Annotated in this window: 26 protein-coding genes and 2 pseudogenes; 15 read left to right on the top strand and 13 right to left on the bottom strand. The window is 55.5% G+C overall.

Annotated features, from left to right (window positions below; translation table 11 throughout):
* The first annotated feature begins 3 nt into the window (after window positions 1–3).
* The 3 genes from RSAL33209_RS15975 to RSAL33209_RS04730 all read left to right on the top strand — a co-directional run bounded on the left by RSAL33209_RS15975 (window position 4) and on the right by RSAL33209_RS04730 (window position 2,307).
* On the top strand, window positions 4–603 hold the full coding sequence (locus tag RSAL33209_RS15975) for a dihydrofolate reductase family protein (RefSeq protein WP_049758833.1): 600 nt from the start codon (window positions 4–6) through the stop codon (window positions 601–603).
* Window positions 604–679: 76 nt separating this feature from the next.
* The gene (locus tag RSAL33209_RS04725; RefSeq protein WP_012244522.1) at window positions 680–1,606 is read left to right on the top strand and encodes a tyrosine recombinase XerC; all 927 of its coding nucleotides are present in this window, start codon (window positions 680–682) and stop codon (window positions 1,604–1,606) included.
* A gap of 197 nt (window positions 1,607–1,803) precedes the next feature.
* A complete protein-coding gene (locus RSAL33209_RS04730; protein ID WP_041685201.1) occupies window positions 1,804–2,307 on the top strand; it encodes a DUF3145 domain-containing protein in 504 nt (167 codons plus the stop codon).
* 109 nt (window positions 2,308–2,416) lie between these two features.
* Here the strand turns inward: RSAL33209_RS04730 and RSAL33209_RS04735 are convergent, their stop codons facing one another.
* The 5 genes from RSAL33209_RS04735 to RSAL33209_RS04755 all read right to left on the bottom strand — a co-directional run bounded on the left by RSAL33209_RS04735 (window position 2,417) and on the right by RSAL33209_RS04755 (window position 7,503).
* On the bottom strand, window positions 2,417–3,652 hold the full coding sequence (locus tag RSAL33209_RS04735; protein WP_041685203.1) for a beta-ketoacyl-[acyl-carrier-protein] synthase family protein: 1,236 nt from the start codon (window positions 3,650–3,652) through the stop codon (window positions 2,417–2,419).
* A 127-nt stretch (window positions 3,653–3,779) separates the two neighbouring features.
* Entirely contained in the window at window positions 3,780–4,025 is a 246-nt protein-coding gene (locus tag RSAL33209_RS04740; protein WP_012244525.1) for an acyl carrier protein, read from the bottom strand.
* A 129-nt stretch (window positions 4,026–4,154) separates the two neighbouring features.
* Entirely contained in the window at window positions 4,155–5,216 is a 1,062-nt protein-coding gene (locus tag RSAL33209_RS04745) for a beta-ketoacyl-ACP synthase III (protein ID WP_012244526.1), read from the bottom strand.
* Window positions 5,216–6,166: an ACP S-malonyltransferase gene (locus RSAL33209_RS04750; protein ID WP_012244527.1), complete on the bottom strand. Its 951-nt coding sequence runs from the start codon at window positions 6,164–6,166 to the stop codon at window positions 5,216–5,218. The genes RSAL33209_RS04745 and RSAL33209_RS04750 overlap by 1 nt, the downstream gene beginning before the upstream one ends.
* A gap of 113 nt (window positions 6,167–6,279) precedes the next feature.
* Complete coding sequence (locus RSAL33209_RS04755; RefSeq protein ID WP_012244528.1) at window positions 6,280–7,503, bottom strand: PucR family transcriptional regulator; 1,224 nt, start codon at window positions 7,501–7,503, stop codon at window positions 6,280–6,282.
* A 250-nt stretch (window positions 7,504–7,753) separates the two neighbouring features.
* Between RSAL33209_RS04755 and RSAL33209_RS04760 the strand changes: the two genes are divergently transcribed.
* Entirely contained in the window at window positions 7,754–8,278 is a 525-nt protein-coding gene (locus RSAL33209_RS04760) for a hypothetical protein (RefSeq protein WP_145962042.1), read from the top strand.
* Between the two features lie 319 nt (window positions 8,279–8,597).
* Here the strand turns inward: RSAL33209_RS04760 and aceE are convergent, their stop codons facing one another.
* The gene (aceE, locus tag RSAL33209_RS04765) at window positions 8,598–11,351 is read right to left on the bottom strand and encodes a pyruvate dehydrogenase (acetyl-transferring), homodimeric type (RefSeq protein WP_041684455.1); all 2,754 of its coding nucleotides are present in this window, start codon (window positions 11,349–11,351) and stop codon (window positions 8,598–8,600) included.
* A 288-nt stretch (window positions 11,352–11,639) separates the two neighbouring features.
* Between aceE and RSAL33209_RS04770 the strand changes: the two genes are divergently transcribed.
* The 5 genes from RSAL33209_RS04770 (at window position 11,640) to RSAL33209_RS04790 (ending at window position 14,125) form a co-directional block, all read left to right on the top strand.
* On the top strand, window positions 11,640–12,062 hold the full coding sequence (locus RSAL33209_RS04770; RefSeq protein ID WP_012244532.1) for a DUF3052 domain-containing protein: 423 nt from the start codon (window positions 11,640–11,642) through the stop codon (window positions 12,060–12,062).
* Window positions 12,063–12,075: 13 nt separating this feature from the next.
* Window positions 12,076–12,600, top strand: coding sequence for a peroxiredoxin (locus RSAL33209_RS04775; RefSeq protein WP_012244533.1), 525 nt, complete (start codon window positions 12,076–12,078; stop codon window positions 12,598–12,600).
* Window positions 12,601–13,047: 447 nt separating this feature from the next.
* A complete protein-coding gene (locus tag RSAL33209_RS17750) occupies window positions 13,048–13,257 on the top strand; it encodes a hypothetical protein (protein ID WP_145962159.1) in 210 nt (69 codons plus the stop codon).
* The gene (locus RSAL33209_RS04785; RefSeq protein WP_012244535.1) at window positions 13,258–13,821 is read left to right on the top strand and encodes a hypothetical protein; all 564 of its coding nucleotides are present in this window, start codon (window positions 13,258–13,260) and stop codon (window positions 13,819–13,821) included.
* Window positions 13,822–13,831: 10 nt separating this feature from the next.
* Window positions 13,832–14,125: a hypothetical protein gene (locus RSAL33209_RS04790; RefSeq protein WP_041684457.1), complete on the top strand. Its 294-nt coding sequence runs from the start codon at window positions 13,832–13,834 to the stop codon at window positions 14,123–14,125.
* 225 nt (window positions 14,126–14,350) lie between these two features.
* Here the strand turns inward: RSAL33209_RS04790 and RSAL33209_RS04795 are convergent, their stop codons facing one another.
* On the bottom strand, window positions 14,351–15,424 hold the full coding sequence (locus RSAL33209_RS04795) for an IS3 family transposase (RefSeq protein ID WP_012243778.1): 1,074 nt from the start codon (window positions 15,422–15,424) through the stop codon (window positions 14,351–14,353).
* 622 nt (window positions 15,425–16,046) lie between these two features.
* Between RSAL33209_RS04795 and RSAL33209_RS15980 the strand changes: the two genes are divergently transcribed.
* The 4 genes from RSAL33209_RS15980 to RSAL33209_RS15995 are packed head-to-tail and all read left to right on the top strand — an operon-like array spanning window position 16,047 to window position 17,970.
* On the top strand, window positions 16,047–16,526 hold the full coding sequence (locus tag RSAL33209_RS15980; protein ID WP_012244537.1) for a type IV secretory system conjugative DNA transfer family protein: 480 nt from the start codon (window positions 16,047–16,049) through the stop codon (window positions 16,524–16,526).
* A 48-nt stretch (window positions 16,527–16,574) separates the two neighbouring features.
* Window positions 16,575–16,808 carry a hypothetical protein gene (locus RSAL33209_RS15985; protein WP_012244538.1) on the top strand — a complete coding sequence of 78 codons (234 nt, stop codon included), beginning with the start codon at window positions 16,575–16,577 and terminating at the stop codon, window positions 16,806–16,808.
* Window positions 16,777–17,517, top strand: coding sequence for a type IV secretory system conjugative DNA transfer family protein (locus RSAL33209_RS15990; protein ID WP_049758834.1), 741 nt, complete (start codon window positions 16,777–16,779; stop codon window positions 17,515–17,517). The genes RSAL33209_RS15985 and RSAL33209_RS15990 overlap by 32 nt, the downstream gene beginning before the upstream one ends.
* Before the next feature lie 42 nt (window positions 17,518–17,559).
* The gene (locus tag RSAL33209_RS15995) at window positions 17,560–17,970 is read left to right on the top strand and encodes a DUF4913 domain-containing protein (protein WP_049758835.1); all 411 of its coding nucleotides are present in this window, start codon (window positions 17,560–17,562) and stop codon (window positions 17,968–17,970) included.
* A gap of 146 nt (window positions 17,971–18,116) precedes the next feature.
* On the opposite strand, the gene RSAL33209_RS16000 is transcribed toward RSAL33209_RS15995, so the two are convergent.
* The 3 genes and pseudogenes from RSAL33209_RS16000 to RSAL33209_RS19970 form a co-directional block, all read right to left on the bottom strand.
* A complete protein-coding gene (locus RSAL33209_RS16000) occupies window positions 18,117–19,373 on the bottom strand; it encodes a hypothetical protein (protein ID WP_049758837.1) in 1,257 nt (418 codons plus the stop codon).
* Window positions 19,337–19,777, bottom strand: a complete 441-nt coding sequence (locus RSAL33209_RS16005) for an AAA family ATPase (RefSeq protein WP_233494273.1) — start codon at window positions 19,775–19,777, stop codon at window positions 19,337–19,339. The genes RSAL33209_RS16000 and RSAL33209_RS16005 overlap by 37 nt, the downstream gene beginning before the upstream one ends.
* 41 nt (window positions 19,778–19,818) lie before the next feature.
* Window positions 19,819–20,166, bottom strand: a pseudogene (locus tag RSAL33209_RS19970) (AAA family ATPase); the annotation flags it as partial.
* Between the two features lie 143 nt (window positions 20,167–20,309).
* Between RSAL33209_RS19970 and RSAL33209_RS04825 the strand changes: the two are divergent.
* The gene (locus RSAL33209_RS04825; RefSeq protein WP_012243595.1) at window positions 20,310–21,986 is read left to right on the top strand and encodes an IPT/TIG domain-containing protein; all 1,677 of its coding nucleotides are present in this window, start codon (window positions 20,310–20,312) and stop codon (window positions 21,984–21,986) included.
* Between the two features lie 798 nt (window positions 21,987–22,784).
* On the opposite strand, the gene RSAL33209_RS04835 is transcribed toward RSAL33209_RS04825, so the two are convergent.
* Window positions 22,785–23,099 carry a recombinase family protein gene (locus tag RSAL33209_RS04835; protein WP_012244544.1) on the bottom strand — a complete coding sequence of 105 codons (315 nt, stop codon included), beginning with the start codon at window positions 23,097–23,099 and terminating at the stop codon, window positions 22,785–22,787.
* A gap of 81 nt (window positions 23,100–23,180) precedes the next feature.
* Here RSAL33209_RS04835 and RSAL33209_RS04845 point away from each other — a divergent pair.
* Window positions 23,181–24,446: pseudogene (locus RSAL33209_RS04845) on the top strand (IS3 family transposase).
* 27 nt (window positions 24,447–24,473) lie between these two features.
* On the opposite strand, the gene RSAL33209_RS04850 reads toward RSAL33209_RS04845, so the two are convergent.
* The gene (locus RSAL33209_RS04850) at window positions 24,474–24,827 is read right to left on the bottom strand and encodes a hypothetical protein (protein WP_041684459.1); all 354 of its coding nucleotides are present in this window, start codon (window positions 24,825–24,827) and stop codon (window positions 24,474–24,476) included.
* Window positions 24,828–24,962: 135 nt separating this feature from the next.
* A complete protein-coding gene (locus RSAL33209_RS04855; RefSeq protein WP_012244548.1) occupies window positions 24,963–25,217 on the bottom strand; it encodes a hypothetical protein in 255 nt (84 codons plus the stop codon).
* Window positions 25,218–25,274: the final 57 nt, after the last annotated feature.

Below are 25,274 nucleotides of genomic sequence, written 5' to 3' on the forward strand. Positions count from 1 at the left end.
CGCATGGGTAAGTTGATTTTGACAATGCACACTAGCGCGGATGGCTTCGTGGCAACTGGGGACGGGAAAATGTGGCCGACTTTCGGTTGGCCTGCCGAAGCACAGAGCTTGGTCAACGAGCTGTATGCAGATGTCGAAGCTGCTATTTATGGTCGAGGAATCTATCAGACGGTCATTCCGTTTTGGACCGACGTCGCGATTAACGGTGTGCCTCATGGCGCGCCGTTAGGCGAGTTCGATCTGGATTTTGCAAGGCTGCTTTTGCCCGTTCGAAAATACGTAGTTTCTAGAACCTACGAGCCGCAAGAACCAGATACAACAGCGATTCGAGCTAACATCGCCACCGAAGTCGAACGAATTAAGGCAGGGACGTCCGGTGCTGTAGTTCTGCTAGCTGGCGGCGCAATTACCGCTGAGCTTCTCAAAGCCAAATTGATCGATGAGATTCTTCTACTGACCGGACCGGTACTCCTCGGCAGTGGAAGACCCTTGGCTGACCTATCCGAGCCGATCCCGCTGAGCTTGTTGAGCGTTGACACCTTTGCCCCGAAATGTGTGGTTTCGAGATATCGCATCGAAGCGGATTTTCCAACGCAGCGCTAACAATCGGAACAACTCATGCTTAGCTCTTGCGGCGATGCGGCTTGAATGAATGCGTTTCAGCGCGCAGAGTATGTGAGTGAACGAGTCCGAACTACCCGTTGAATTCAATCGAATTCTCTCTGCGTTCAATCAGCACTTGCGCGCCGAGCGTGCTCGGTCAGAGCACACAATCCGGGCCTATTCGGCAGATGTAGAAAGCTTGATGTACTACGCGATTGCCGCCGGCGTTCGGTCAATAGATGAGATCGACTTAGCCACTATCCGAGAGTGGCTAGGCGAGCAAAGTTCAGATGGCTTAGCCCGTTCAACTCTCGCACGTCGCGCAGCAAGTACTCGGACGCTGATGTCCTGGGCGCTTCGCGAGGAATTAATATCCGTAGATCCCACGCTACGACTCAAAGCGCCAAAGCGGCAGAAGACGCTGCCGGGAGTTTTGCAGCAGAATCAGATGGCTCGTATGCTCGCTGATTTAGCATCAGCGGCTGAAGAAGGATCGGCAGCTGCATTGCGGGACCTAGCCATTGTCGAGTTACTTTACGCGGCAGGATTGCGTGTGGGCGAATTGGCTGGACTTGATCTTGACGATCTCGATTTCGAACGCCGAACAGTCGTAGTGCTTGGTAAAGGAAATAAAGAGCGGAGCGTGCCTTTTGGTCAGCCCGCGGCTAGAGCGCTTCAGGCTTGGCTCCAAACTGGTCGACCGGCGTTTTATCGTGAGGGAAGCGGCGCTGCACTTTTTTTAGGCACCCGTGGCGGTCGGATCGATCAACGGCAGATCAGATCCGTCGTTGGAAGCCGTTTTGTGGCTTTGGGAGATACTTCTGCGACAAGTCCGCACGCCCTGCGACACACTGCAGCAACTCATTTGCTCGACGGCGGCGCAGATTTGCGCGCGGTACAAGAGATTCTGGGCCACTCGTCGCTGGCAACGACTCAAATCTATACTCATGTCTCGGTCGATCGTCTTCGGTCGAGCTATCAGCAAGCGCATCCGCGAGCCTAAGTTCCTGAGTCGTGGCGAAATCGAATTTCATTGAAGAAATTTCGTGATTGTTATTTCGCTGGCGTTATTGACTTAGATGCGGCACAATTGCAATAGATCCAAACATGGGCAACTGTCTAAGACAGCGTTGTCAATGCAAGGATGTTTCATTCTGGTAGGTCGTTGGGGAAGACGCATCTACAGCTATGGAGGATGGAATGTCTGTTGTAATGGCACGTGGAGTGCTTTTCGTGCACTCTGCCCCCACTGCGTTATGCCCACATGTCGAGTGGGCCATTGGTTCGGTGCTGGATAAGCGCACCGATCTTGAGTGGACCTCTCAACCTGCCGCCCCCGGATCATTTCGCGCAGAGCTCTCTTGGGTAGGCCCGCAAGGCACTGGCTCGCTGCTTGCTTCAGCTTTACGTGGCTGGGCACACCTTCGCTACGAGGTCACCGAGGAGCCTAGTGCTGGCGTAGATGGTGGGCGCTGGTCCCACACTCCTGAGCTGGGCATCTTTCACGCGGTAACCGATGTGCACGGAAACATCATGGTCTCAGAGGACCGTATTCGTTATGCCTACGAATCTGGGGCGGGCGATCCAGCTCAGGTTTATCACGAGCTTTCGCTCGCCCTCGGTGAAGCCTGGGATGAAGAGCTCGAAGCCTTCCGACATGCAGCTGAAGGCGCGCCCGTCCGCTGGCTCCACCAAGTTGGATAGCGCCCTCATCGCTTTTAGATAGTAAGACGACTTGGGGATAGCCAGAAGTACTACATTCTGGCTATCCCCAAGTCGTCTTACTATCGCGAACGAGGTTTTCCGTAAATTTTTAGTAGTTACGGACCACGATCACGGCGTTATGTCCGCCAAAGCCAAAGGAATTGCTCAGGGCGACAATATCGCCGCTAGGCAAATCTCGAGAAGTCGTCACCACATCTAGCGGGATCTCTGGATCTTGCGTCTCCAGGTTAATCGTCGCTGGCGCTTTGCGATCGAATACTGCTTTCACGGTCAAAACAGCTTCGACCGCTCCGGATGCACCCAGGAGGTGTCCCATCTGGGATTTCGTCGCGGAAACCGCGATGTTGTCCACATGGTCTCCGAAAGCCGCGCGCAGGGCGGTGTATTCGGGCTTATCTCCAACCGGCGTCGAGGTGGCGTGTGCGTTGACGTGTACTACATCTTGCGGCAGCGCACGGGCGTCGAACAGGGCGGCTTTGAGCGCTCTGGTGGCTCCCAGGCCTTCCGGATCCGGCGCGGTGATGTGATAGGCGTCTGCGGTGACCGAAGTGCCAGCGAGTTCGCCGTAAATTCGAGCGCCGCGTGCCAAAGCGTGTTCCTCGGCCTCAAGCACCAGGGCGCCAGCACCTTCACCCATGACGAAACCGTCACGGTTGAGGTCGTATGGACGAGACGCGTGTTCCGGATCGTCATTTCGACGCGAAAGTGCTTGCATCGATGAAAATGCCGCGAGCGTCATCGGGTGAATCGCAGCCTCGGTACCACCGGCCACCACGATGTCGGTCTTACCTGAGCGAATCAACTCAAGCGCTTGATGAAGAGCTTCTGTGCCAGAAGCGCAGGCAGATACTGGAGTGTGTGCACCGCCTCGAGCTCCGAGATCAAGGCTCACTGCCGCGGCTGCACCATTGGGCATCAACATTGGCACGGTCATTGGCAGTACTCGTCGAGGTCCGCGGTCACGCAATGTATCCCAGGCATCGAGAAGCGTCCAAACTCCGCCAATTCCGGTAGCAAATGCAACGGCAAACCGATCCTGGTCAACTTCTGGATTACCAGCATCCGCCCAAGCTTCGCGGGCAGTGATTACTGCGAATTGGCTCGAGGGGTCAAGGCGTTTCGCCTCGACTCGGCCCAAAACCTCGGTGGCAGGAGTGGATGCGCGGGCTGCAAAGGTAACTGGCAGCTCATATTGACTTACCCAATCGTCAGTCAGCGTGCGCGCGCCGGAAACGCCAATCAAGGCGTTCTGCCAGGTTGTCTTGACGTCACCGCCAATCGGCGTGGTGGCGCCGAGTCCGGTGATGACTACTTTGCGGGGCATCTGATTCACTCTCTTGGGTGTCTAAAAACTCGTGGGGCTTGCGGCAAACGTCTTAGAGACGCGCCGCAAGCCAGCCGCCGAGCAGTATTGCTTCGAATTGCTCTAAATCGTGTGGAGTGCGAAAGCCTTATGCCTGCGCACTTGCGATGTAGCTGACTGCGTCGCCCACGGTCTTGAGGTTTTTGACTTCCTCATCCGGGATGCGAACGCCAAACTTTTCCTCGGCGTTGACCACAATGGTCATCATCGAGATGGAGTCGATGTCCAAATCGTCGGTGAAGGACTTGTCCAACTCGACGGCTTCTGGCGCAAGGCCGGTCTCTTCGTTGACGATTTCAGCCAAACCGGCCAGGATTTCTTCGTTGCTAGCCATTAGTGGCTCCCTCTCTCGGTGTCTGCCCGCTCTATCGTAGGCGGGCAGTGTTGATCAAACCACGGTTGCGGCTTGAAACGCGACCTCTGCGGTGCATGTTGCGCCAAAAAGACCGTCAAAATCATGAATTTACGGCAAAACCACTACTTGAGCACCGAAAACTAGGCCAGCGCCAAAGCCAATCTGCAGCGATAGTCCACCGCTCAGTTCCGGGTTCTCTTTCAAAAGTCGGCAGGAAGCCAGCGGGATTGACGCGGCCGAAGTGTTTCCAGTGTCTTCAATGTCACGCGCAACCACAACGTGCTCTGGCAGCGCCAATTCCTTGACCAAGGAGTCGATGATCCGCATATTGGCCTGGTGCGGGACGAACGCGGCCAAATCGGCTGCAGTAACCCCGGCGGCTTCTAGGGCCTGTTTGGCAACCTTGGCCATTTCCCAAACGGCCCAACGGAAAACGGTCTGACCGTCTTGACGCAAGGTCGGCCAAAGGCTGATTTCTGTTTCAGCAATTGCCGCTGCAGCTAATTTACCGTCGTTCTTCGCCGCGAGTGTTGCGTCTCTGACTTCGAGTAATGAGTGCGTCATGCCAATGGCATCCCATTTACTTCCGTCTGAACCCCAAATGGTCGGTCCGATTCCTGCCTGATCCGAGGGCCCAATGATTGCCGCACCGGCGCCGTCGCCAAGGAGGAACGAGATGGTGCGTTCGTGGTTTTCGATCACATCGGAGAGCTTTTCGACGCCGACGACCAAAACATAATCGGCTGCGCCAGAACGAACTAATGCGTCGGCTTGGCCGATTCCGTAGCAATACCCAGCGCAGGCCGCCGAGATATCGAAAGCTGGTGCAGGAGTTGCGCCAAGCCGCTCAGCAAGCAGCGATGCTGCAGAGGGGGTGGCGTACTGATGAGTCACGGTAGATACGATGACGGCGCCAAGCTGCGATGCCTCGATCCCTGCATTACTCAGGGCTTCGCGAGCGGCCGACTCTGCCATTTCCACCACGCCAATTTCGCGCGGTGCACGGAGCCTAGTCACAATGCCCGTACGTTGCCTGATCCACTCGTCAGAAGAATCGATCCATTGGCAGACGTCGTCGTTGGTCACGACGATCTCAGACCGGTATGAGCCCAGTCCCAGAATACGAGTATGTGCGCGCAGTGCTGATTGTTTCAGCGCAGGAGTTGCCACTACGATCCTTTGTTCGTTTCGGATGACGATTTCTCGGAAATTGCGATCAACTCGCGAGCAGCGTCTAGGTCCGCCGGTGTCTTTACTGCAACGGTAGCAATACCTGGCATTGCCCGCTTGGCTAATCCAGTGAGCGTGCCAGCGGGGGTTAGCTCAATCAGTGTATCGACGCCGAGCTCGAGCATGGTCTGCATGCACAGATCCCAGCGGACCGGACGAGACACTTGATCAATTAAACTTTGCACGGCTTGCTTACCAGAGGTGAGCGCGGCGCCGTCGTGGTTAGATAGCAGCGTTACCAGTGGATCTTGCGGATGCAGACGAGGCTGGAGCTCCTCTAAAACGCCAACGGCGGATTGCATATGAATCGTGTGGAAAGCGCCGGCAACCTTCAGGGCAATGACCCGTGCCTTAGCTGGTGGAGTGGCAGCCAAGGCTGCAAGCTGCTCAAGAGTGCCGGCCGCAACTGTTTGACCGGTGCTATTCATATTGGCGGGTGTGAGGCCAGCAGCCGCAATTGCTTCAAGGACTTCGGCAGGATCCCCGCCGACGACGGCGCTCATCCCGGTTGGCGTGGCGGCAGCAGCTATGGCCATGTTGTTGGCGCGTTCGCGAACAAAAGTCATCGCCTCGCCTTGGCTAAGCACACCGGCTAGCGCAGCGGCAGTAATTTCACCAACGGAGTGTCCAGCCAAAACTGCAGGCGCGGTGGCTTGGTCGCTGCCAAGAAGTGCTCGAGCCGCGATCAGTCCGGCCGCTACGATGAGTGGCTGAGCTACTGCGGTGTCCTTGATAGTTTCGGCGTCGGAGGTGGTGCCGTGGGCGATTAAATCGATGCCGACGGCGTCGCTCAAGTTGGCCAGTTGCTCCTGAACTCCGGGTAATTCAAGCCAAGGGCTGAGGAAGCCGGGGGACTGGGCGCCCTGTCCAGGGTAGACTATTGCAAGCACGTTATCTAGCTTTCCAAACTCTGGTCGATTTATCGGTGTCTTGGAACACCAAGCTCACGATGCCATATTGTAGAAAATCTACAAAACTAGCGCGGTTACAGCAATAAATGAGCTTAGCTTTTAGTGGAGTTCCGATCATTCGCGGTCTTTAGCGGAGTTGCGAGTCGCCCAACGGCGAGTGCTGTCTGCAAAACGAAGGCTTCTCTTGGCAACAGCGGGTCCCATCCAGTGACATCAATGACCTTTCGAAGTCGGTACCGAACGGTATTGGCATGGATAAACAACTCACGGGCGGTAGCTTCGAGTGAATGTCCCAAGGAGAGATACGCGCTGAGGGTCTCTACTAGCCCGTTAGAGGCAGAAAGAAGTGGGCGATATACATTGCGGACTAGCGCGCGCTTTGCGTCGTCGTCGCCATTCATAACTCGCTCCGGCCAAAGATCGTTTGCGGCAACAGGACGTGGCGCCTGGGGCCAGGACCGGACAGCAGCGAGCCCAGCGAAAGCCGCGCGCGCCGAATTGCTTGCCTCGACTAGCGATGATGCTTCGGGGCCATAAACCACAGGACCAGTGCCAAAGAGTTCGCTGATTTTTGTGTAGGCGGATTCCTGGTCAGTCACGCCACCCAACACGACAATGAGGCGATCACCTTGAATGCCTACCAGGGCGTCTTCTGCGTGCCGACTTGCCATCCGGCGCAGCTCGTTGACGAATCCTTGGCCGGCGCCAGCTGGTGAGGCGCCAACCATTACGGTGAATCGGTCGTTTGATTTCCAGCCCAGTGCAGCAATTCGGGAGCGGAGCGCATCGGTGTTCTCACCGCGTAAGATTGCGTCCACAATGAGCGACTCCAATCGGGTATCCCAGGCCCCACGAGATTCCGCTGCCCGCGCATAAACATCCGCTGCCGCGAAAGCGACCTCGCGGGCGTACCGAAGAACAGCTTCCCGCAACGGTGCTTCATCGCCAGGTGCGGCAAGCTCGGGTACTTGATCTTCCACGACTTGGACCACTATCCGGATCAGTTGAAGCGCCTTTTGCAAGCTGACTGAACTGGTTAGCTCGGTGGGGGCATTTCCAAAAACATCGGTCAAAACCCAACCAGGAGAAGATGGCCGCTGGTAGTAACTCACAAAGGATGCGATGCCATTCTGAGCCAATAATCCCAAGGCACTTCGTTCTTCCGCACCAAGCCTGCGGTACCAGGGAAGTGATACGTCAAATTGGTGTGTGGTCGCCGTGGAAAGGGCGCCGATACGTTTGCGCAGCGTGGCAAGGGTTTGCTCGTTGCTAGGTGCAATAGCGGGCGTGCCGACGGTGTTTTTCGGAGATGGCATGAATTGAGCATACGGTGCATATTGTAGGAAATAAACAACGCACTGGCACTTTTAGGTGAATTTTAGCCATTTGCTTGGTGAAGTTCTACAACTCTAGTAGATATTGGCGTCGAGCGACGTGGGCGATGGGCCAAAAGGAGCTGGTAGATGATCTAGATTTTCCAGTTCCGCTGGCTATACTCTGGCGTATAAACCTGATCGAAATAGGTCTATTACAATCATATTTCGTCATAAAATGAAAGAGAATGCCATGCCAAAAACAGCTCGTGCAGCACTTTCTGCGATCGTTACCCTGTTTCTCCTTTTTGCTGTATTCCCTAGTTCAGCGTCCGCGCAAACATTCGGCGGAAACGTCGGCTTCGATTGGAAGATCGATAACGCGCCAGCCGCGGGGCTGACGGATATCATCTTCAGCACCAAGTTCAACCCGGACACTGCCCATGTAGCGGGAAACTATGTGGCGGACCAGTTCCAGTTCCAAAACCAAAACGACGTCGACTACATGGGTTTGCAACCCCGCGCCAATCAGAACGGCCAGCAAATTCTGCATGCCGCTTTCTCCAGTTTTCTCGCTGGCACCACTTCCACTGATTCACAGTGCAGTGATGGTGCCGACGGCGGCTCTGGGGTTAGCTGCGCCGTTGATTTTGCTGCCGACTACAGCCACGGCTATACCTTGACGGTCGCCCGTTCCGGTACGGACACCTGGAGGGGCACGGTGAAAGACGTCGTGACCGGTACCAGCACGCACATCGGAACTTATGTATTGCCGTAAAATAGTGGCAATCCGCGTTCCTCGCAGGGAGGGTTCCTCGAGAACTACACCACGCAGAGTTGTTCGACGGTGCCGAGGGCTGATGTTTCGGTCGGCGCGCCGACCACCTCGACCGGGTTGACCGGAAAGTCTTATAACGCCCACGAATACGGCGATTGCCTCGGCTCAGCTGACTACAGCTCGAGCGTAGTGGGCAATGGGCTGCGAATTCAGCGCGGCTGGAAATAGCCCGTTAAAGCTAAACGCTGCACCACTTTTGGTTGTTATGAAGCGTTCATAACAACCAAAAGTGGTGCAGCGCTTTACTAGAGTGGAGCTTTTAGCTGTCGCCACCTGCGTTGCCGGTGGTGCCGGCATTGACGTCAAGCAAGCGGTACTTCTCAATTGCCTGAATCGGGGCCTGTGCATCGACCTCGCCACGGCGTGCCAGCATCTCAAGAGCACGCACCACAACTGAATGCGAGTCGATCTTGAAGAACCGACGAGCTGCTGCACGGGTGTCGGAGAATCCGAAGCCATCGGCACCCAAGGTAGCGAATTCGTTCGGGACAAACTGACGGATCTGATCTGGAACAGCCTTCATATGGTCCGTTACGGCAACAATCGGACCAGTAGCTCCAGCGAGTTGTTCCGTGACAAACGGCGTCCGTACCGGTGCAGCCGGGTTGAGGAATTGCTCTTCCTCGGCCGCTAAACCGTCGCGACGCAACTCGGTCCAAGAGGTAACCGACCAAACATCAGCGGAAACTCCCCATTCATCGGCCAGAATCTTCTGGGCCTCGAGTGCCCACGGTACGGCGACTCCACTCGCGAGTAGCTGAGTGCGCGGACCGTCAACCTTGGCTGGTGCCAAAAGGTAGATGCCCTTGACGATGCCCTCGACGTCGAGCTCCTCCGGTGCGGCAGGCTGAAGCAACGGCTCGTTGTACACCAAAAGGTAGTACATGACGTTGCGCTCTTCTTCGGTGAATGAAGAATTTGTCCCGTACATCCGCTCCAGGCCACTTCGCACAATATGGCCAATTTCGTAGCCGTATGCCGGGTCGTAGCTGATCACAGCCGGGTTGGTCGAGGCAAGAATCAAGGAATGCCCATCGGCGTGCTGCAAGCCTTCGCCAGTCAGTGTGGTTCTACCAGCGGTTGCTCCTACAACGAACCCACGGCTCATTTGATCTGCCGCTGCCCACAGTCCGTCTCCAGTGCGTTGGAAGCCGAACATCGAGTAAAAGACATAAATCGGGATCAACGGCTCGCCGTGCGTCGCATAAGCGGTACCAGCGGCAGTGAAGGCGGCAACCGAACCGGCCTCGTTGATGCCGGCATGCACAATTTGGCCGGAAGGAGATTCCTTATAAGCCAAGACCAAGTCCCGGTCAACGGACAGGTAGTTCTGCCCCTTAGGGTTATAGATCTTGGCCGTCGGGAAGAAGGAGTCCATACCGAAAGTACGGGCTTCATCCGGAATGATCGGCACTACGCGCTTACCGAATTCCTTGTCTCGCATCAGGTCTTTGAGTAACCGGACAAACGCCATGGTCGTTGCGGCCATCTGCTTTCCAGAACCGCGGTTTGCCACCTCATAAGCTTTGTCGCCGGGCAAAGTTAGCTCGGTGTGCTTATGACGTCGCTCGGGAACAAATCCGCCCAGAGCCAGGCGTCGCTCCATGAGGTACTTGATCTCCGGAGTATCCATACCTGGGTGGTAGTACGGGGGGTGGTAAGGATTGGCCTCAAGCTGCTCGTCAGTGATCGGGATCCGCAAGTGGTCGCGGAAATCCTTGAGATCCTGCAGGGTGAGCTTCTTCATCTGGTGCGTCGCGTTGCGACCTTCGAAGTGCGTGCCCAAGCCGTAGCCCTTGACCGTGTGTGCCAGGATGACTGTCGGTTTACCCTTGAATTCGACGGCAGCCTTGTACGCTGCATAAACCTTGCGGTAATCGTGGCCGCCGCGCTTAAGGTTCCAAATATCTTCGTCGGTCATGTCCGCGACCATCTCTTTGGTCTGCGGTGACTGGCCGAAGAAGTGTTCGCGAACGAATCCGCCCGACTCGGCCTTGTAGGTCTGGTAATCGCCGTCGACCGTGGTGTTCATAATGTCCACCAGTGCGCCATCATTGTCTTTTTCAAGCAATGAATCCCACTCGCGGCCCCAAACGACCTTGATCACATTCCAGCCCGCGCCGCGGAAGAAGGCTTCAAGCTCCTGCATGATCTTGCCGTTGCCGCGTACCGGTCCATCCAAGCGCTGCAAGTTGCAGTTAATCACGAAGTTAAGGTTGTCCAGCTTGTCGTTGGCTGCGAGTTGAAGCAAACCACGGGATTCCGGCTCGTCCATCTCGCCGTCGCCCAAGAAAGCCCAAACCTGGCTCTCGGAGGTGTCTTTGATGCCGCGGTTTTCAAGATAGCGGTTGGACTGGGCCTGGTAGATCGCGTTCATGGGGCCAATGCCCATGGAAACCGTTGGGAATTCCCAGAAATCTGGCATGAGCCGCGGGTGCGGGTAGGACGAAAGACCGTGGCCTTCTTTGGACTTCTCCTGCCGGAACCCGTCCAGGTCCTCTTCGCTCAATCGGCCTTCCATGAAGGCGCGAGCGTACATGCCCGGGGAGGCGTGACCCTGGAAATAGATCTGGTCTCCGCCCCCCGGGTGGTCTTTGCCTCGAAAGAAGTGGTTGAAGCCCACTTCGTAGAGGGTCGCCGCACCGGCATACGTTGAGATGTGACCGCCAACTCCAATGTCTGGCCGCTGGGCGCGATGAACCATGATCGCGGCATTCCAACGTAACCAAGCACGGTATTTACGCTCAATTTCCTCGTCGCCGGGGAACTCAGGTTCCTGGTCAACGGGAATGGTGTTGACGTAGTCCGTGGTAGTCACCATGGGTACGCCAACGCTCTGAGCTCCTGCGCGCTGAAGCAGCGATCGCATGATGAATTGTGCGCGTTCTGTGCCCTGCTCTTTGATCAACGAGTCGAGGGATTCAATCCACTCGGCGGTCTCGTCCGGATCACGGTCAGGCAACTGATTAGTCAGTACGCTCAGAATCTGAGAATTTTCTTCTCCAGCAGCCACATCCAACCTCTCTTGTGCAGCACCACCTGATAGGCGGCATCGTCATAGGACCTGCGTAATGTGAGCGCAGGAATCCAATAACTACTCTAGACCGATGCCGGGCAGGATGCGTAGCCGAAGCCCTACTGTGAAGCCTCGAATTCTGAGCATTTGCGTAATGACGGATACAGATGCTTGAAGCGACGCGGGTTAGGGTGTTGTCTTGTGATAATGCACATAGTGCGTTGATTCGATTTGAGTTGACGAGCATTGGGCTAAATAACAGCAGGAAGGTTCAGGAGGATAACCGTGGGTGAGGCCGAAACCGGCACAACGGACGATAACGTGGCGGTGCGATTGGGATTTAAGGAAGGTGAGCTTGTCAAAGAATTCGGTTATGACGAGGACGTCGACTTCGACCTCCGCGCTGATATCGAAGATTTGTCGGGTTCAGACCTGATCGAAGAAGAAGAACATGAAGTCGTGGACGCGATCGTGCTTTGGCATCGGGCCGACGACGACGATCTGGTGGATGTTTTGATGGATTCCCTTACTTCGTTAGAGGAAGGCGGAGTCATCTGGGTCTTGAGTCCAAAGTCAGGTCGCGATGGCTATCTCCCGCCAGGAGACATTCAGGAAGCTGCCCCAACAGCTGGCTTGCACGTCACCAGCACCGTGGGCGTATCCGAAGATTGGGCAGCCACCAGGCTGGTACCTCGTCGGAATAAATAGGACCCGGCTGTCCATGCTGGGTTCGAATCGAACTGACAATGGCGGACTTGAAGTAGGGGAACTCGTTCCTGACTTCGAGTTGCCGAATCAGTTTGGCGAACCAATACAGCTTGCCGCGCAGCGCGGGAAAAATGTCTTGCTGGTCTTCTATCCTTTTGCCTTTTCTAGTGTCTGTACGACGGAGCTGAACGAGCTTGCAGAGCGATCTGCCGAGTTGATCCGCGCGAATACCGTGCTGTTGGCGGTATCGGTTGATAGTAAGTACAGCCTGCGCGCGTACTCGCAGGCGCAGAAAATTTCCTTTGACTTGTTGAGCGATTTTTGGCCGCACGGGGCCGTAGCGCAAAAATTCAGGGTATTCGATTCCGTTCGCGGGATGGCCCAGCGTGGCACTTTCGCGATTGATGCTCTTGGCAGGCTCAGATCCAGCTTCTTTTCCGAATCTGGGCAGGCCAGGCCGTGGCAGGAATACCAAAAAGCGTTGGACTTGTTGGCTATCGAGGGGTCGCTGCAAAAAACGGACTTTATTGTGTCGTAAGGAAGCGGACGGCGGTTTTGCCGGTTCGGTGGTCGCGTTTGCTTATCCAGCTGATTCCGGTGGCACCTGGATCAGCTTCTGTGGTGTGGGTTCCGGTCGAAAACCGGTTTGAAATATCCAGAATCCAAGGAAAGGATTCTTACGATGATGCGCACGGAAAATAGTGGCCCAGAAAATAGGTACAGTGTTTTCACAGGCCGGAAGGCCTGTGAAGGCTCCTCGGCGGGGCGGGGAAGCCCGCCGGGTGTGAGAAAAAAGGAAGACCCCGCGACTGTTTCGGCCTCGAAAACGGAACCAGTCGCGGAGTCTTTACCAACACCAAAACGAACCATTTCTTCGAACAAGAAGGACGCATTTAATGTTTAAAAATCGTAGCAGAGTTTTCTCGGTAGTGGCCGTGGGTACCGTGCTAGCCGCTGGCGCGGCCTGATGCTTCGTCTAATTTTTTTGGTTGTTCGGTTTTCTTCGTTGCCGGTCCGGTTGGCCGCATCGCGGGCGCGGCGACCTGGTGCTGGCCGTTGGTTTGCTCTGGTTGTTTTGCTTTGGTCTGTTGGCGGTTTCTCCATGTTGGCGGTGGCGTTGTTTCCGTGGTGGTCGAAGGTTTTGGCTGATGGATTCGGCGCGTTGTCCTCGTACATTAATGCGGGCGGCCACTAGATGGCTGGCAAGGTTGCTGGTGGTGTTGCCGTGTTGGCGGTAGCTGTGCCGATTGGTTTGGTCTTGTCGTTGGTGGTGTTTTTTGGTGGTGCCGGTGCGGCGAATGCTGATTGTACTGGTCCTGCGGTGAAGGTCGATGCCGGCACTATTCCGGCCTCGATGGAGACACCAACCGGAACCTATCGGCATGAGCAGTTGTTGAATGCGGCGGCGGTCCTTAATGCTGGTGCAGGACATAAACCGGTGTTGTCTTTGCGTGGACAGGAAATTGGCGTTATGACGGCGTTGGGTGAGTCGTCGCTGGTTAATGTGGATCATGGGGATGCGGCTGGGCCGGATTCGGTTGGTTTGTTTCAGCAACGAGATTCGTGGGGGTCGCGGGCGGATCGTTTGGATCCGTTTAAGGCTGCTGGTTTTTTCTTTGATCGGCTATCAAAGCTGGAGGGCTGGGAGGCGATGGAGCCTTCTGCGGCAGCGCATGCTGTCCAGCGCAATGCTGATCCGGGCCATTACAAGCGCTGGTGGGCTACGGCGGTGCAAATTTCTGAGAAGCTTGCCGACTGAGCAGGAGCGAATGAAAGCTCGTGGTTTCGTTGAACGGGCTGGCATGGTTTTCGCCGGTGTACTACCACGAGCGGAAATGGACAAACTCACCGCCGCCGTCCCACTATCGAAAGCAGAAAAGGACCGCCTCGTCTCTTGGGCCGACCCAGGGTCGTGGACTGGTACCGGCAAAGCCGCCAGACCAGGCCTGGGCAAGTTCCTCATCAAAGTCGGTGGCAGGCCAGGGATCCCCACCCAGCTGCATCTGACCCAGGTCGAAGCGGACCTGAACGATACAAACAAGAAATGGGTGATGAGGGCATAAAAAATGCGCCCAACCAGGAGGGCGCATTTTTTATGCCGGAACGGCTTTAGCCGATCGGAGCCGGGAAAGGAATAACGTCCGGGCCGTACATCGGGGAGAGGGGAATGTAAGTTAGGAGTCATTTGAATGCACCTTAACTTTCTTGAGTAAAAAACTGTATCTATAGTTCACCGATTCGCTGGTGGCGATCCGTTGAACTGAACCGTTACCGGTTTCTTGCCGCTTTTATGCGAGTCCCTGCACCGGTTGGGCCGGGATGGTTTCTTTAGCGTAATACACTACTTCGTGTTCTGTCGGTGGGATGTCTCCGATGCTGGTGTGTAGGCGGTCGTTGTTGTACCAATCGATCCAGGCCAAGCTGGCCCATTCAACCTCATCGATGGTTTTCAACGGCCCGTTGCGGAAGGGAGAATCTTCTCGGACGGCTTCAGTCTTGAACAGGCCGATGGTGGACTCGGCCAAGGCGTTATCGTAGGCGTCCCCGACAGAGCCGATTGATGCTGCGATGCCCTCCAGAGTCAGGGTTTCCCCGAAATGCAAGGAAGTGTACTGGGACCCGGCGGCGGAATGATGGATCAGCCCTTCTGCGACCGGATGCCTGGTGCGTGTCCGCTGCCATAAGCCCATCCTGAGTGCTGTGCTCACCAGGGCGGTGTCCTTGATCGTGGAGATGTTCCAGCCCACGATGTACTTGGAGAAACAATCAATGATGAACGCGACATAGACGAAACCTGCCCAGGTGCGCACATAGGTGAAGTCCGCAACCCAGCGCTGATTTGGGCCAGCTGCGGTGAAGCACCGATCCAATAAATCCGGGGCACGGTCATGGTTTCGGTCCGGCACCGTGGTGCGCACACCTTTGCCCCGTACCCGGCCTTTCAAACTCAACAAGCTCATGAGCCGGTTCACCTGCCGGTAAGAGACCTCGAATCCTTTCCGACGCAGCCAAGCCGTCATTTTCCTCCTCCCGTACATTCCCTCCGGTGTCCCTACCGTTCCTAGCAACGCATCCATAACCGAAGCCTCTGCCATGTCCCGGACCGAAGCGGTGGAGACCTTCCAACTACGGTAGGTCCGGGCAGTGACCGTTAAGCCCTGGCCACGCAGGACCTTGCAGATCACCTCGACTGCCCAGCCAAGGAAGCGTTGTTCATCGATGAATCCCCTGATCAATGCTTCGCGGGGGTCGAGTTCCCCCGCGAAGAAAACCGACGCAGCCTTCACAATCTCTAACGACTCACGCAGCTCACGATTCTCACGTTTGAGCGCACGTACCTGCTCCGATTCCGTCGTGGACATCCCTACCCTGGTCCCGGCATCAATTTAGGCCTGCCTCACCCAACGACGTAGGGATTCCTTCCCAACCCCGACTTTGCCGCCCACAGCAGCACAAGCAGCCATCAACGATGGATACTCCTGGAGATGATCCAAAACCAGCCGCACCGACCTGTCCCGAACCTCCCGCGAAAACTTCCGATTCATAACCATCAATACTTCCTTCCAAACTCAAAAGGAAGCGGCATAAAACCGGTAACGGTTCAGTTTACCAGGCACGGCCAAGGTGCCGGGTTCCCGGCAGGGGTGTATTGGTGCCTGTTCGCCATGGTTGTTGTGGCGGCAGTTTTGCTGCACGCACATAAGTGGGCCATGGCCCGGCTGAAAACAAAATACCCGCTACCGGCGGCACCATCGGCAACCAACCAGCCGCCTACTGGCGGCGGATCGTGAGCGCAACCACGAAACGAAGAAATCCCGGCGGCGGGGCGAACATGGCCGTGCTTTATCTAGCCATGTTCGCCCCGCCGCTTCCGCCGGTTTATACCTGTTTGTTTGGCTAGGAACTATATGGTCTGGACAGAAATTCGTTCCAGTTAATCCGTTTAACCTGGCCGTAGATCTCCTCCAAGGCAAACGTGTCTGGTTGCCGCAATCCTCAACCGCCGCCGTGTTGATCGGTGCGACTCTGGTCGTTGTCCTGACGCTTTGGTTAGTGGTCAAGGTTCGCAAACGTTCCGGTTCAGTACCGGTAGACCGTGCAGCGACCCATATGGGTCGTGGCGGCCGGATTCGGGCTTTACTCCGGCCAGCGGTAGCAGCGAAAGCGAAACGCTTCGGCATGGACCAGAAAAAGCATCCTGGCCTAGAAGTCGCCCGGACAGTTACCGGCAACCTGCCACTGCATTCGTCCTGGGAAGATACGTGCCTGGATATTCGCGGACCAAGAACTTCTAAAACAATCTCCAGGGCCATACCGGCGGTACTGAGCGCTCCTGGCGCGGTGGTGGCAACCTCGAATAAAACCGACCTCGCCGACGCTTGCACCGGGCCACGGGCGAAGGTCGGCACGGTCTGGTTGTTCGATCCGCAAAACCTCCGCAACACCGCGACGGAACCTACCTGATTCTACAATCCGCTAGCAGCTTGCAACACACCTGAGGCGGCGCACGAGTTGGCAGAATTCTTCAACAAAACCGGCCAAGAACTAGGCTCGCGCGGCGACGACCCGTTTTTCGCCGCCGCAGCGGTAGATCTTTTATCCGATATGTTCCTGGCCGCGAACGTAACCGGCCAAGGCCTAGGCACCGTTTTCGGCTGGCTCACCAGTTTCGAAGCCGCTGAGGAGGCGGAAGTAGCGCTCAAAACCTTTAACTATGGAAGCGCAAAGCAAGCGGTTGGCAAGTAACCGGACGTTAACAGAGAAAACCAGGGACGGTGTTTACGCCAAAGCACGGCAGGTTCTTTCTTTCGCTGCTTCGCCATCGTTGTTGGCTTGGTGCGAACCGGGCCAAGCCAAAGAGCCGTTCGATCCAGTCGCGTTCGTAGGATCCACCGACTCGTTGTTTCTGCTTTCCCAAGAAGGTACCGGCAGTGCCGGACCAATTGTTGCCGCACTGGTGAAGGCTGTTTTGTCGGCGGCGGAGAAGAAAGCAGCCACCAACGGTGGACGGCTACCAGTGCCACTGGTAGCGGTTTTGGATGAGGCGGCGAACATTTGCCGGATACCAGAACTGCCCGACAAATATTCGCACTACGGCTCGCGTGGGATCATGCCGATCACGATCCTGCAATCGTACGAGCAAGGCGAAGAAGCCTGGGGGAGGGCCGGTATGGCGAAACTGTTCTCCGCCGCGAACCTGACCACCGTCGGCGGAAGCATCACCTCCACCGATTTCCTTAAACGAGTCTCCGATTTAATCGGCACCTACCAGTACAACGAACGTACTGTTTCCTACAATTCCGGTGGACAAGGACGCCCAGGCGGAACGTCTATCGGAAGCCAACGACATACCGAAAACATTCTCGAAGTTTCCGACCTTGCCGCGCTACCGGCAGACCGGATCGTCGTTATTTCCTCGGCCTGCCCGCCAGTATTAGCGAAAACCACGCCATAGGTTTAAAAACAGACAGTTGAAACAACGAAAGGAAACAACGTAATGGAAGCCGACCTTGCAGACAGCAGCATCGATACCGCCACCGGCGAAATTACCGAACAACGACCGGAAAACATCTTCGATGCACCGGCAAAGCAAAAAGAACTCAACGTTTTTGTGGAAGCGATTCGGCAAATTGTTCCGGCATGCGGCGAATGGCCGAAATGGTGCAACCAGTGGCAGGAACATCCAGAAGCCGTCCAACGCTTCCATGCTTTATTCCTTGCAGCCGGGCAAGTACAAAAGAAAGAAATTTCTTTATCGGCGTGGTGGCTCGAGCACTGGGACAGACACAAGTCAGCTTTGTTCGATACCTACGGCGTGTTCCGCCGGTGCAGCCCGGAAGACCATACCGACAATCCGTATCCATCAATGCGGAAAAAACAGGCCGCCAATCCAGCCGCCACCGCTTAGAGCTCGGCGGCGTTCTGCTTGCTATATGACATGGCTGGGGTGTTGGCGCGGGCGCGTGCTTGTCGCGCCTACTCAGCCACCCATTTAGGGTCTTGCGATAATTCAAATTGCTTGTCGGACCATAATTCGGAGTCCTCGGAGCCGAGTTAGGGCTTTTTCGGTTCCTCTCCAAGAGAGTAATATTCGCGCGCTTCGGTTTGGCCTTGTTCGGCTTTCTCAAGCTCGACGATGTTGGCTTCCGCCTCCACGACCTCTGGGTGCTCTTTCAGAAACCGTGGAATCGGCGTATTTTGCTCCGCGTACCGTTCAGCAACATGCCGGACGGTCTTCTCATCGAGTGGCACCGGAACGGCTTCGCCTATCTCGGTGCGGAAATCTTTCTTCGCTGTTTCGAACGCGGCAGCTGCTTTCTTCCGACTAAAAACACCAGCCTGTTCCGCATGAGCCTTGGCTTCTCGTACCGGGAGAATAGCGGCCTCATACTCCGCCAACGCCTCAGCCCGACTGGTTTCCTGGAGGGTCTTAATCGTCTGCTGAAGTTCTTCCCGCGCAGCATAGATGCGCGCCCGGGCGGCCTCGAGATCGTCCAGCCAGCGTCCGGCGGAGCGCAGTCCGGAGGCCTCGCACCGTTCTTTGTGCTGGTCGTACTTTTCCTTCTCCGCGTAGTAGCGCGCCCATTCGGCTTCGCGGCGTTGCTCACGAATCGTTTCCTCTGGCGCAACTGCCGCCTGGTCCGGTAGATGTTGCTGGCCGGAGCTGTACAAATCCAGTCCAGCAATTTCTCGCTCCACCGCGATACCGGCTTTTTCCAGCCCACGATCCGCACGGTCAGTAGCCATCATCTGAACAAATTGTTTTTGCGCGTCCTGGGCATCGGTGGCGACCATGTGCAGCGTGTTTGCCTGTCGGCCACGAGTCAGACCAACATAAGCCGCTGCGGCGTCCATGCCGTTACCGGCATATACGGAACCATGAGCCACTGTCGTGCCTTGAACGCCGTACACGGTGCTGGCGTAGCCAAGATGCGTATTCTCGTTCACATACTCAGCTGGCAGGCGCTTGTTCTGGGCTTTACTGTTTCCGGCTTCCCGGACGTTCACTGAGCCGTCGGAGCGGACTTTGGCTACCTCGTAGAGTTCACGGTTGGCAACGCCAAGGTCGGCATCATTTTTGCGGACTTGGATGACATCGCCGTGGCGTAGGCGGATTTTGTCCATTCCGGCCACTTCGTACTTCGCGACCCGTGTCCTGCCGGTAGCTGCCATCTCGGCCTGGATGGCCTCGTTCAGTGTTTTTGCTTGCTCGTTCGTCGCTGCCGCCACCGCTACCGATTCGCCAGCACGAACAGACCGTGCCGCATCAGCGGCTATCGCTGCAAAAGCTGCTTCCTCGTCGGGGTGCAAAACAATGTTTCCGCGCCCGTGAAGAGTTTCGAATAGTTCAGCTGGATTCTCCCTGTCCCGCAACTGGATCGACAGGTCTGCGTATTCTTGGTCGGCGAATCGGCGAATCGGTGGACCGTGGCCATGTCCACCACATTCTCGCCGACAGCCTGCACAGCGGTGTCGAGCACACCGCCACGACCGACCGCCGGCAACTGCGCACGGTCACCAACCATCACCAGCGACGCACCATGTTCTTCGACCAGTTCGGTCACCGCTCTGGCAGTGTCCTGATCCAACATCCCGGCCTCATCAACGACCACCACCGTCGAAGCCGAGAGTTGTTTGTCCTGGTGTGGGCCTTCAAAAATTTCACCAGTACTCGTATCGGCCTCAACCAACCCCCAGCCGGTGGAACCGGCCATTGGCGTTCCACCGGAACCCATTGGCATACAACAACGTAATGCACGCTAGAAGCCTCCGCGCCGGTCGCGGCCTGAGCTTCCTGCGCCGCTTTCAACGTCGGAGCAACCACGACCATGGACCGGCCCTTGACCTCCAACCCGGTCTTCGCAGCGGCTAGGACCGTGGTTTTCCCCGAACCGGCAGCACCCTCAACAACCACCAACCGGGCCGCGCCCGTGATCGCTGCACAGGCTTGTTTCTGCCCGGCATCCAACCCCTCCGGCGGAACAAAAGCGGCCCCCGTATGGACACGAACCTCCGCCTGCACCAACACGGCCAACCCAGTCCGAACAGCATGCTCCGTATCAATCACATGCTGGGAGGTGAAATGCCGAACGAAATCCGGCACAAACCCGTCCAGTCGCGGATCAGCAATAGATTTACGTTCATCCGGCAGCAATCCCGGCCACCTCGGCCACAAACGAGCCGATTTGTTCCCGGTTTTCGACAACGGGATGGCTTTCGCTGGTGCGCTGTGGTAAAATAAAAGCTATGAAAATAAAAAAAATTTTAGCGCTGACTGCAGTCACTGCAGTCACTTTTTTTGGGGTGGCTCCTCTTGCGCAAGCTTCGCAAGGTGAAGGGAATTCTTCCACTTCAACAGTACAAGGCTTCAGCAGTGTTAACATTTTTCAACAGGGTGGTTATTCTGCTTTCTTTCACGAGTTAAGGCCTGACGGGACCTCCAGCGCCGCAGGAGGACCAGTTGCAGCTGGTGGCTCTTATAGTTCTGGTGATTTAGGTAAAAAGGGCTTCGAAGACGGAGATCTTGTTGTTCCCGTAGTAAACGCGGTTTTTGGAAATGAGCAAAAAGGAAGCTCCTTTGTTTATAACAAAGATGGTCCTGCCAAGGAACTGAAAGTCTGGGGGACGACTCTAAACGTAGGTTTCGGGTGTAACGATAATGCGCCATCCCCAATGGGATGTGGCCCGGCAAATAAACCTGTTGCATCCGGACTTCAGCCTCCGGCGGGTCCTCTTGGCGGCGGTACTGTGGTGAAGGTGGATGGCAGCAACCTATTCGGCGCATCGCAAGTCTCCTTTGGAGACAAACCGGGAACGGACATTGCCGTCGCTCAGGATGGTAACTCGTTGACTGTAAAAACACCAGCAGTAGATGCCGCTGGCCCGGTAAAGGTTACAGTCACTAACCCCGGTGGGGAGACGGTAACGTACGAGAGTTTCCACTACTTCGGAAGCGCCCCGACAGCAGCAACTCTCGAGCCTAAGACTGGGCCTCGTGACGGCGGTACTGTGGTGAAGGTGAATGGCGGCAACCTATTCGACGTATCGAGAGTTACCTTCGGAGACAACGAGGCAACGGAAATTCACATCGCGCAGGATGGCAACTCGTTGACTGTAAAAACACCAGCAGTAGATGCCGCTGGCCCGGTAGAGGTTAAAGTCTCTACACCTAACGGTTCCGCAACAGCAACTGACAAATTTGAATACGTGGGTAGTGACCAACACCCAGATATCCATGCACCAGATGGAGCAACTCCGGTTACTGGTAAATGGTGGTCTGGCGACAACAACACGTATGGTGGATGGTTCAAGGACGGCCAATGGGTACTGCAAAAGCCAAATGCTGGTTCCGTTTCAGTTGCTTTTGGTAATCCCGGTGATACTCCTGTCACAGGTGACTGGGATGGTAAAGGTCGATTTGGTATTGGCGTTGAGAGAGGCGGCCAATGGTATCTATCGAATGCTGGAACTTCTATTGGTAAAGTAACAGCGATCGTTGCTTTTGGTAATCCCGGTGATACTCCTGTCACAGGTGACTGGGATGGTAAAGGTAAAACATCGATTGGTGTGACACGGTCTACTGCTAATGGATTAGAGTGGTATATTACATCAGATCTAACCACTGCCAATCCGCCTGTTTCCTATCATTTCATATTCGGAAATTCTACTGATGCCCCAATTACTGGGAACTGGATCGGGACTGCAAAAACCCAGGTTGGGTTACATCGTGAGAATAGTATTTTGATTAGTTACGATGCCCAGACTGTTGCCTCAACCCATGTCTTTGGTAATGCTGGGGATGTTGCGGTAACTGGTCAGTGGAATGGTGAGGGTAAGACGAGTTTCGGTGTTTTTGAGCACTCCTCCGGAGCTTGGAAACTATCTAATGACCTTAGCGGAAAAATAGATATTACCTTTAACTAAGGTTTATTAAATCCTTAAATGAAAAAAGCCCATCCACTGGATGGGCTTTTTTCATTTAAGGATTTAATAAACCTTAGTTAAAGGTTGTTGGCTTTTTAGGTAACAGGTGTTGATTCAGGTAAGACGGCAACGCCGGATGCATTCTGTAAGAAGTCTAGAAACTAGTCTTCATGGCGGCTTGGCGACTATTAAAGAAAGCCACAAACCGTCTGCTGGGCCTGCGCAGGCTGGAAAACTGTTGGAGAATTCACTGGAGGATCGGTTTTGAGGTCTGCGATGTGTTTTCCATCAAACGTGGGCCAAGCCCCCAGAACACCATTTACCAGTAACCGGAGTTGCTCCATCTGGTGCATGGATATCTGGGTGTTGGTCACTACCCACGTATTCAAATTTGTCAGTTGCTGTTGCGGAACCGTTAGGTGTAGAGACTTTAACCTCTATCGCGATGTGAACGTCCGTTCCCTGGCAGGACCATATTTTTTATAAACAAAAGAAGGTCCTTTGACCGCGTCGGGATTCCCATCAGGCTTGAATTCTTGGAAGTAAGCAGAATAACCACCATGTTCGAAAATGTTAACTCTGCTGTAGCCTTGAAGCGAGTTAAGGGGGCTGATGCAGGTTTGATGGGGTATTTCACCACTAGCCCTCAACCACAAAAAAAATTACCGCTGGTCTCTGTAGTTGGTTAGACTGCAACGAAGTTATAGGGGTCGCTGCAGAAAACGGACTTTATTGTGTCGTAAGGAAGCGGACATCGGTGGTTCTGGGACACGTTGGAGTCCGTTCTCCGGGCCAGGACTAACCATTGCTCTGTTTGATTATTCGTCGGCCTTGAGGGCGGAGCTCGCCGGTGGGTGAGACGTATCGGTAGAGGGTTTGGCGGGAAACACCGATTTCCTTGGCGAGATTCCCGATATGAGTCTCGGGCTGGCCCATGGCAGACATCGCGAGTCGGATCTTCGCTGGCGTCATCGTGAAGGGCCGTCCGCCCTTGCGTCCCCGGGCCCTGGCTGAAGCCATGCCGGCTTTGGTGCGTTCGGAAATGAGTTCACGTTCGAACTCGGCAAGTGCGGCAAAGATGCCGAAGACAAGCTTCCCTGCCGCCGTTGTCATATCGATTGCCGCCCCTGCCCGGTTAGGACCCTGAATCGCCCCGGTGTGTCCGGAGACTTTCTTGTTTGAGAGGATCAGGACATGGCAGGGAAAACTACGACACGGTATCCGCAGGAGTTGAAGGATCGTACGGTGCGCATGGTGGCGGAGATGGAGGGTGCGTCTTCGGAGTGGGCGGCGATGCAAAAAGTTGCCCAGCTTTTGGGTGTGGGTGTGCCGGAAACGGTGCGTAAATGGGTCCGGCAAGCCGAGATCGATGTTGGTACTAGAACTGGAACAACGAGCACGGAATCGGCCGAGCTGAAACGGTTACGGCGTGAGAACGCTGAGCTGAAACGGGCGAACGCGATCCTTCGGAGTGCTTCAGCTTTTGTCGCGGTCGAACTCGACCGCCACAACACTGATCGTGAAATACATCAAGGACCATGCCGGTCACCGCGAGAATAATGGATTGCGGTGGGGTGTCGAGTCGATCTGCCAGGTGCTTACTGGGACGGGGTGAAGACCACCCCGTCCACGTACTACGAATGGGTGGATAAAACACGATCTCACCGAGAACAACGTGATGAGGTGCTCAAGCCCGTGATCCAGAAGGTGTATGCCGCTAATTACGGGGTTTACGGCACCAGGAAAGTCTGGTTGGCGATGAACCGTGAAGGTGTGCCGGTGGCCAGGTGCACGGTAGAACGGCTCATGGGGTTACTTGGCATACAGGGTGCGGTCCGTGGCAAGGTCAAACGCACCACGATCAAAGACTCGAAGGCGGCCCGAGCGAAGGACTTGGTCCGCCGTGATTTCACACCAACGGCACCGGATCGGCTATGGGTAGATGATTTCACCTATGTTTCGACCTGGTCCGGGTGGGTCTATGTTGCCTTCGTGATCGATGCTTACTCTCGGAGGATCCTGGGCTGGTCAGCGAGTGCTTCTATGAACACCGTGCTAGTGCTCAACGCAGTTAATCAGGCAATCTGGAGTCGTGAACGGGCCGGGGCTGAGATTTCCGGGGTGATTCATCATCACGATGCCGGGGCTCAATACGCCTCCTTGGCCTTCACCGAACGCCTGGCCCAGACCGGTATCCGCCCCTCGATCGGTTCTGTGGGTGATAGTTACGACAACGTCTTGGCGGAAACCATCAACGGGCTTTATAAGACCGAGCTGATCAAACCCGGCAAGCCCTGGCGGACTCTAGAAGAAGTCGAAATCGGCACCGCTGAATGGGCCGATTGGTACAACCACCGAAGGCTCTACCAGTACTGCGGAGACATCCCACCAGTAGAGCTAGAAAACCACTACTACAATCACTACCAGAGCACGGCAGCCGCCGACAGGCTCATCGTCTGAGAAACCCTCAGGACACACCGGAGCGATTCAGTCCACCACGGCGTCGAACATCAAAAGCGAAACATTCTGTTGCAGCCGCATCGCATCTTCTTGCGCATCGGAGAATCGAAAGAAGATTCCGGCGCTCCGGGCCAGCTCCCGATTATTCGAGGTGAGAAGTCGCCAAGCAAAGACGCGATCCACATCTAAGTTGTCCATGAAGTTCTGCGGTTCAACGACCTGCCAGTTTGGATTTGATGTCTCTGCGTTGACGCCATCTGCTGTGGCGAATCCACCGATTAGCTGCCCTTGCACCACTCGGTTTCGGTGCCGAAGCCAGCTATGTAAAACAAGGTCCTGGGCGTTGCCGAAAGAGGCGATCATGATGCGCACGACAGACATGGAGGCACTCCGAATATGGCCGAAAAAAGAAGAAGCTCCCAAGGCTTCTAACCATTGGGGGCTTCGCTGAATTCGGCACCAGGCTTACATTAAGAAAGCGCGTCCGGTGGGTTAACTTTGTCGCTCAGGAAATCCTCAGCTGGCGCTTGGCTGCTTCACGATTCGAATCTGGTCATCGGCGAGGAGCATCGTGCGGCCTTGACCGTGATCCAGATGTATCCAGACCACCGAAAAATCTGCGGTGTGCTCGTCGACAACGCCAACTGAACTGCCACCATGGGGGTATTCCAGCCGAATTCGGTCACCGGGCCGAAGCTTGGTAAGCAGGCCGTCCTTAGTCCGAAAGTCTTCGATGTGCTTCTGCTGCGAAACTATATTGCTGTGTTTCATAGCGCCTCCCCAAGCGATGGTCTTTGTTCAATATGCAATGAATCGGAGCCTAGCTGA

This window comes from Renibacterium salmoninarum ATCC 33209, from assembly GCF_000018885.1.
GTDB lineage: Bacteria > Actinomycetota > Actinomycetes > Actinomycetales > Micrococcaceae > Renibacterium > Renibacterium salmoninarum.

Coding starts and splice junctions, on each gene's coding strand:
- RSAL33209_RS15975 (WP_049758833.1), top strand. CDS start 4: ATGGGTAAGTTGATTTTGACAATGCACACTAGCGCGGATGGCTTCGTG.
- RSAL33209_RS04730 (WP_041685201.1), top strand. CDS start 1,804: ATGTCTGTTGTAATGGCACGTGGAGTGCTTTTCGTGCACTCTGCCCCC.
- RSAL33209_RS04735 (WP_041685203.1), bottom strand. CDS start 3,652: ATGCCCCGCAAAGTAGTCATCACCGGACTCGGCGCCACCACGCCGATT.
- RSAL33209_RS04740 (WP_012244525.1), bottom strand. CDS start 4,025: ATGGCTAGCAACGAAGAAATCCTGGCCGGTTTGGCTGAAATCGTCAAC.
- RSAL33209_RS04755 (WP_012244528.1), bottom strand. CDS start 7,503: ATGCCATCTCCGAAAAACACCGTCGGCACGCCCGCTATTGCACCTAGC.
- RSAL33209_RS04760 (WP_145962042.1), top strand. CDS start 7,754: ATGCCAAAAACAGCTCGTGCAGCACTTTCTGCGATCGTTACCCTGTTT.
- RSAL33209_RS04775 (WP_012244533.1), top strand. CDS start 12,076: ATGCTGGGTTCGAATCGAACTGACAATGGCGGACTTGAAGTAGGGGAA.
- RSAL33209_RS04785 (WP_012244535.1), top strand. CDS start 13,258: ATGGCTGGCAAGGTTGCTGGTGGTGTTGCCGTGTTGGCGGTAGCTGTG.
- RSAL33209_RS04790 (WP_041684457.1), top strand. CDS start 13,832: ATGAAAGCTCGTGGTTTCGTTGAACGGGCTGGCATGGTTTTCGCCGGT.
- RSAL33209_RS04795 (WP_012243778.1), bottom strand. CDS start 15,424: ATGTCCACGACGGAATCGGAGCAGGTACGTGCGCTCAAACGTGAGAAT.
- RSAL33209_RS15990 (WP_049758834.1), top strand. CDS start 16,777: ATGGAAGCGCAAAGCAAGCGGTTGGCAAGTAACCGGACGTTAACAGAG.
- RSAL33209_RS15995 (WP_049758835.1), top strand. CDS start 17,560: ATGGAAGCCGACCTTGCAGACAGCAGCATCGATACCGCCACCGGCGAA.
- RSAL33209_RS16005 (WP_233494273.1), bottom strand. CDS start 19,777: ATGGCCGGTTCCACCGGCTGGGGGTTGGTTGAGGCCGATACGAGTACT.
- RSAL33209_RS04825 (WP_012243595.1), top strand. CDS start 20,310: ATGAAAATAAAAAAAATTTTAGCGCTGACTGCAGTCACTGCAGTCACT.
- RSAL33209_RS04835 (WP_012244544.1), bottom strand. CDS start 23,099: ATGACAACGGCGGCAGGGAAGCTTGTCTTCGGCATCTTTGCCGCACTT.
- RSAL33209_RS04850 (WP_041684459.1), bottom strand. CDS start 24,827: ATGTCTGTCGTGCGCATCATGATCGCCTCTTTCGGCAACGCCCAGGAC.
- RSAL33209_RS04855 (WP_012244548.1), bottom strand. CDS start 25,217: ATGAAACACAGCAATATAGTTTCGCAGCAGAAGCACATCGAAGACTTT.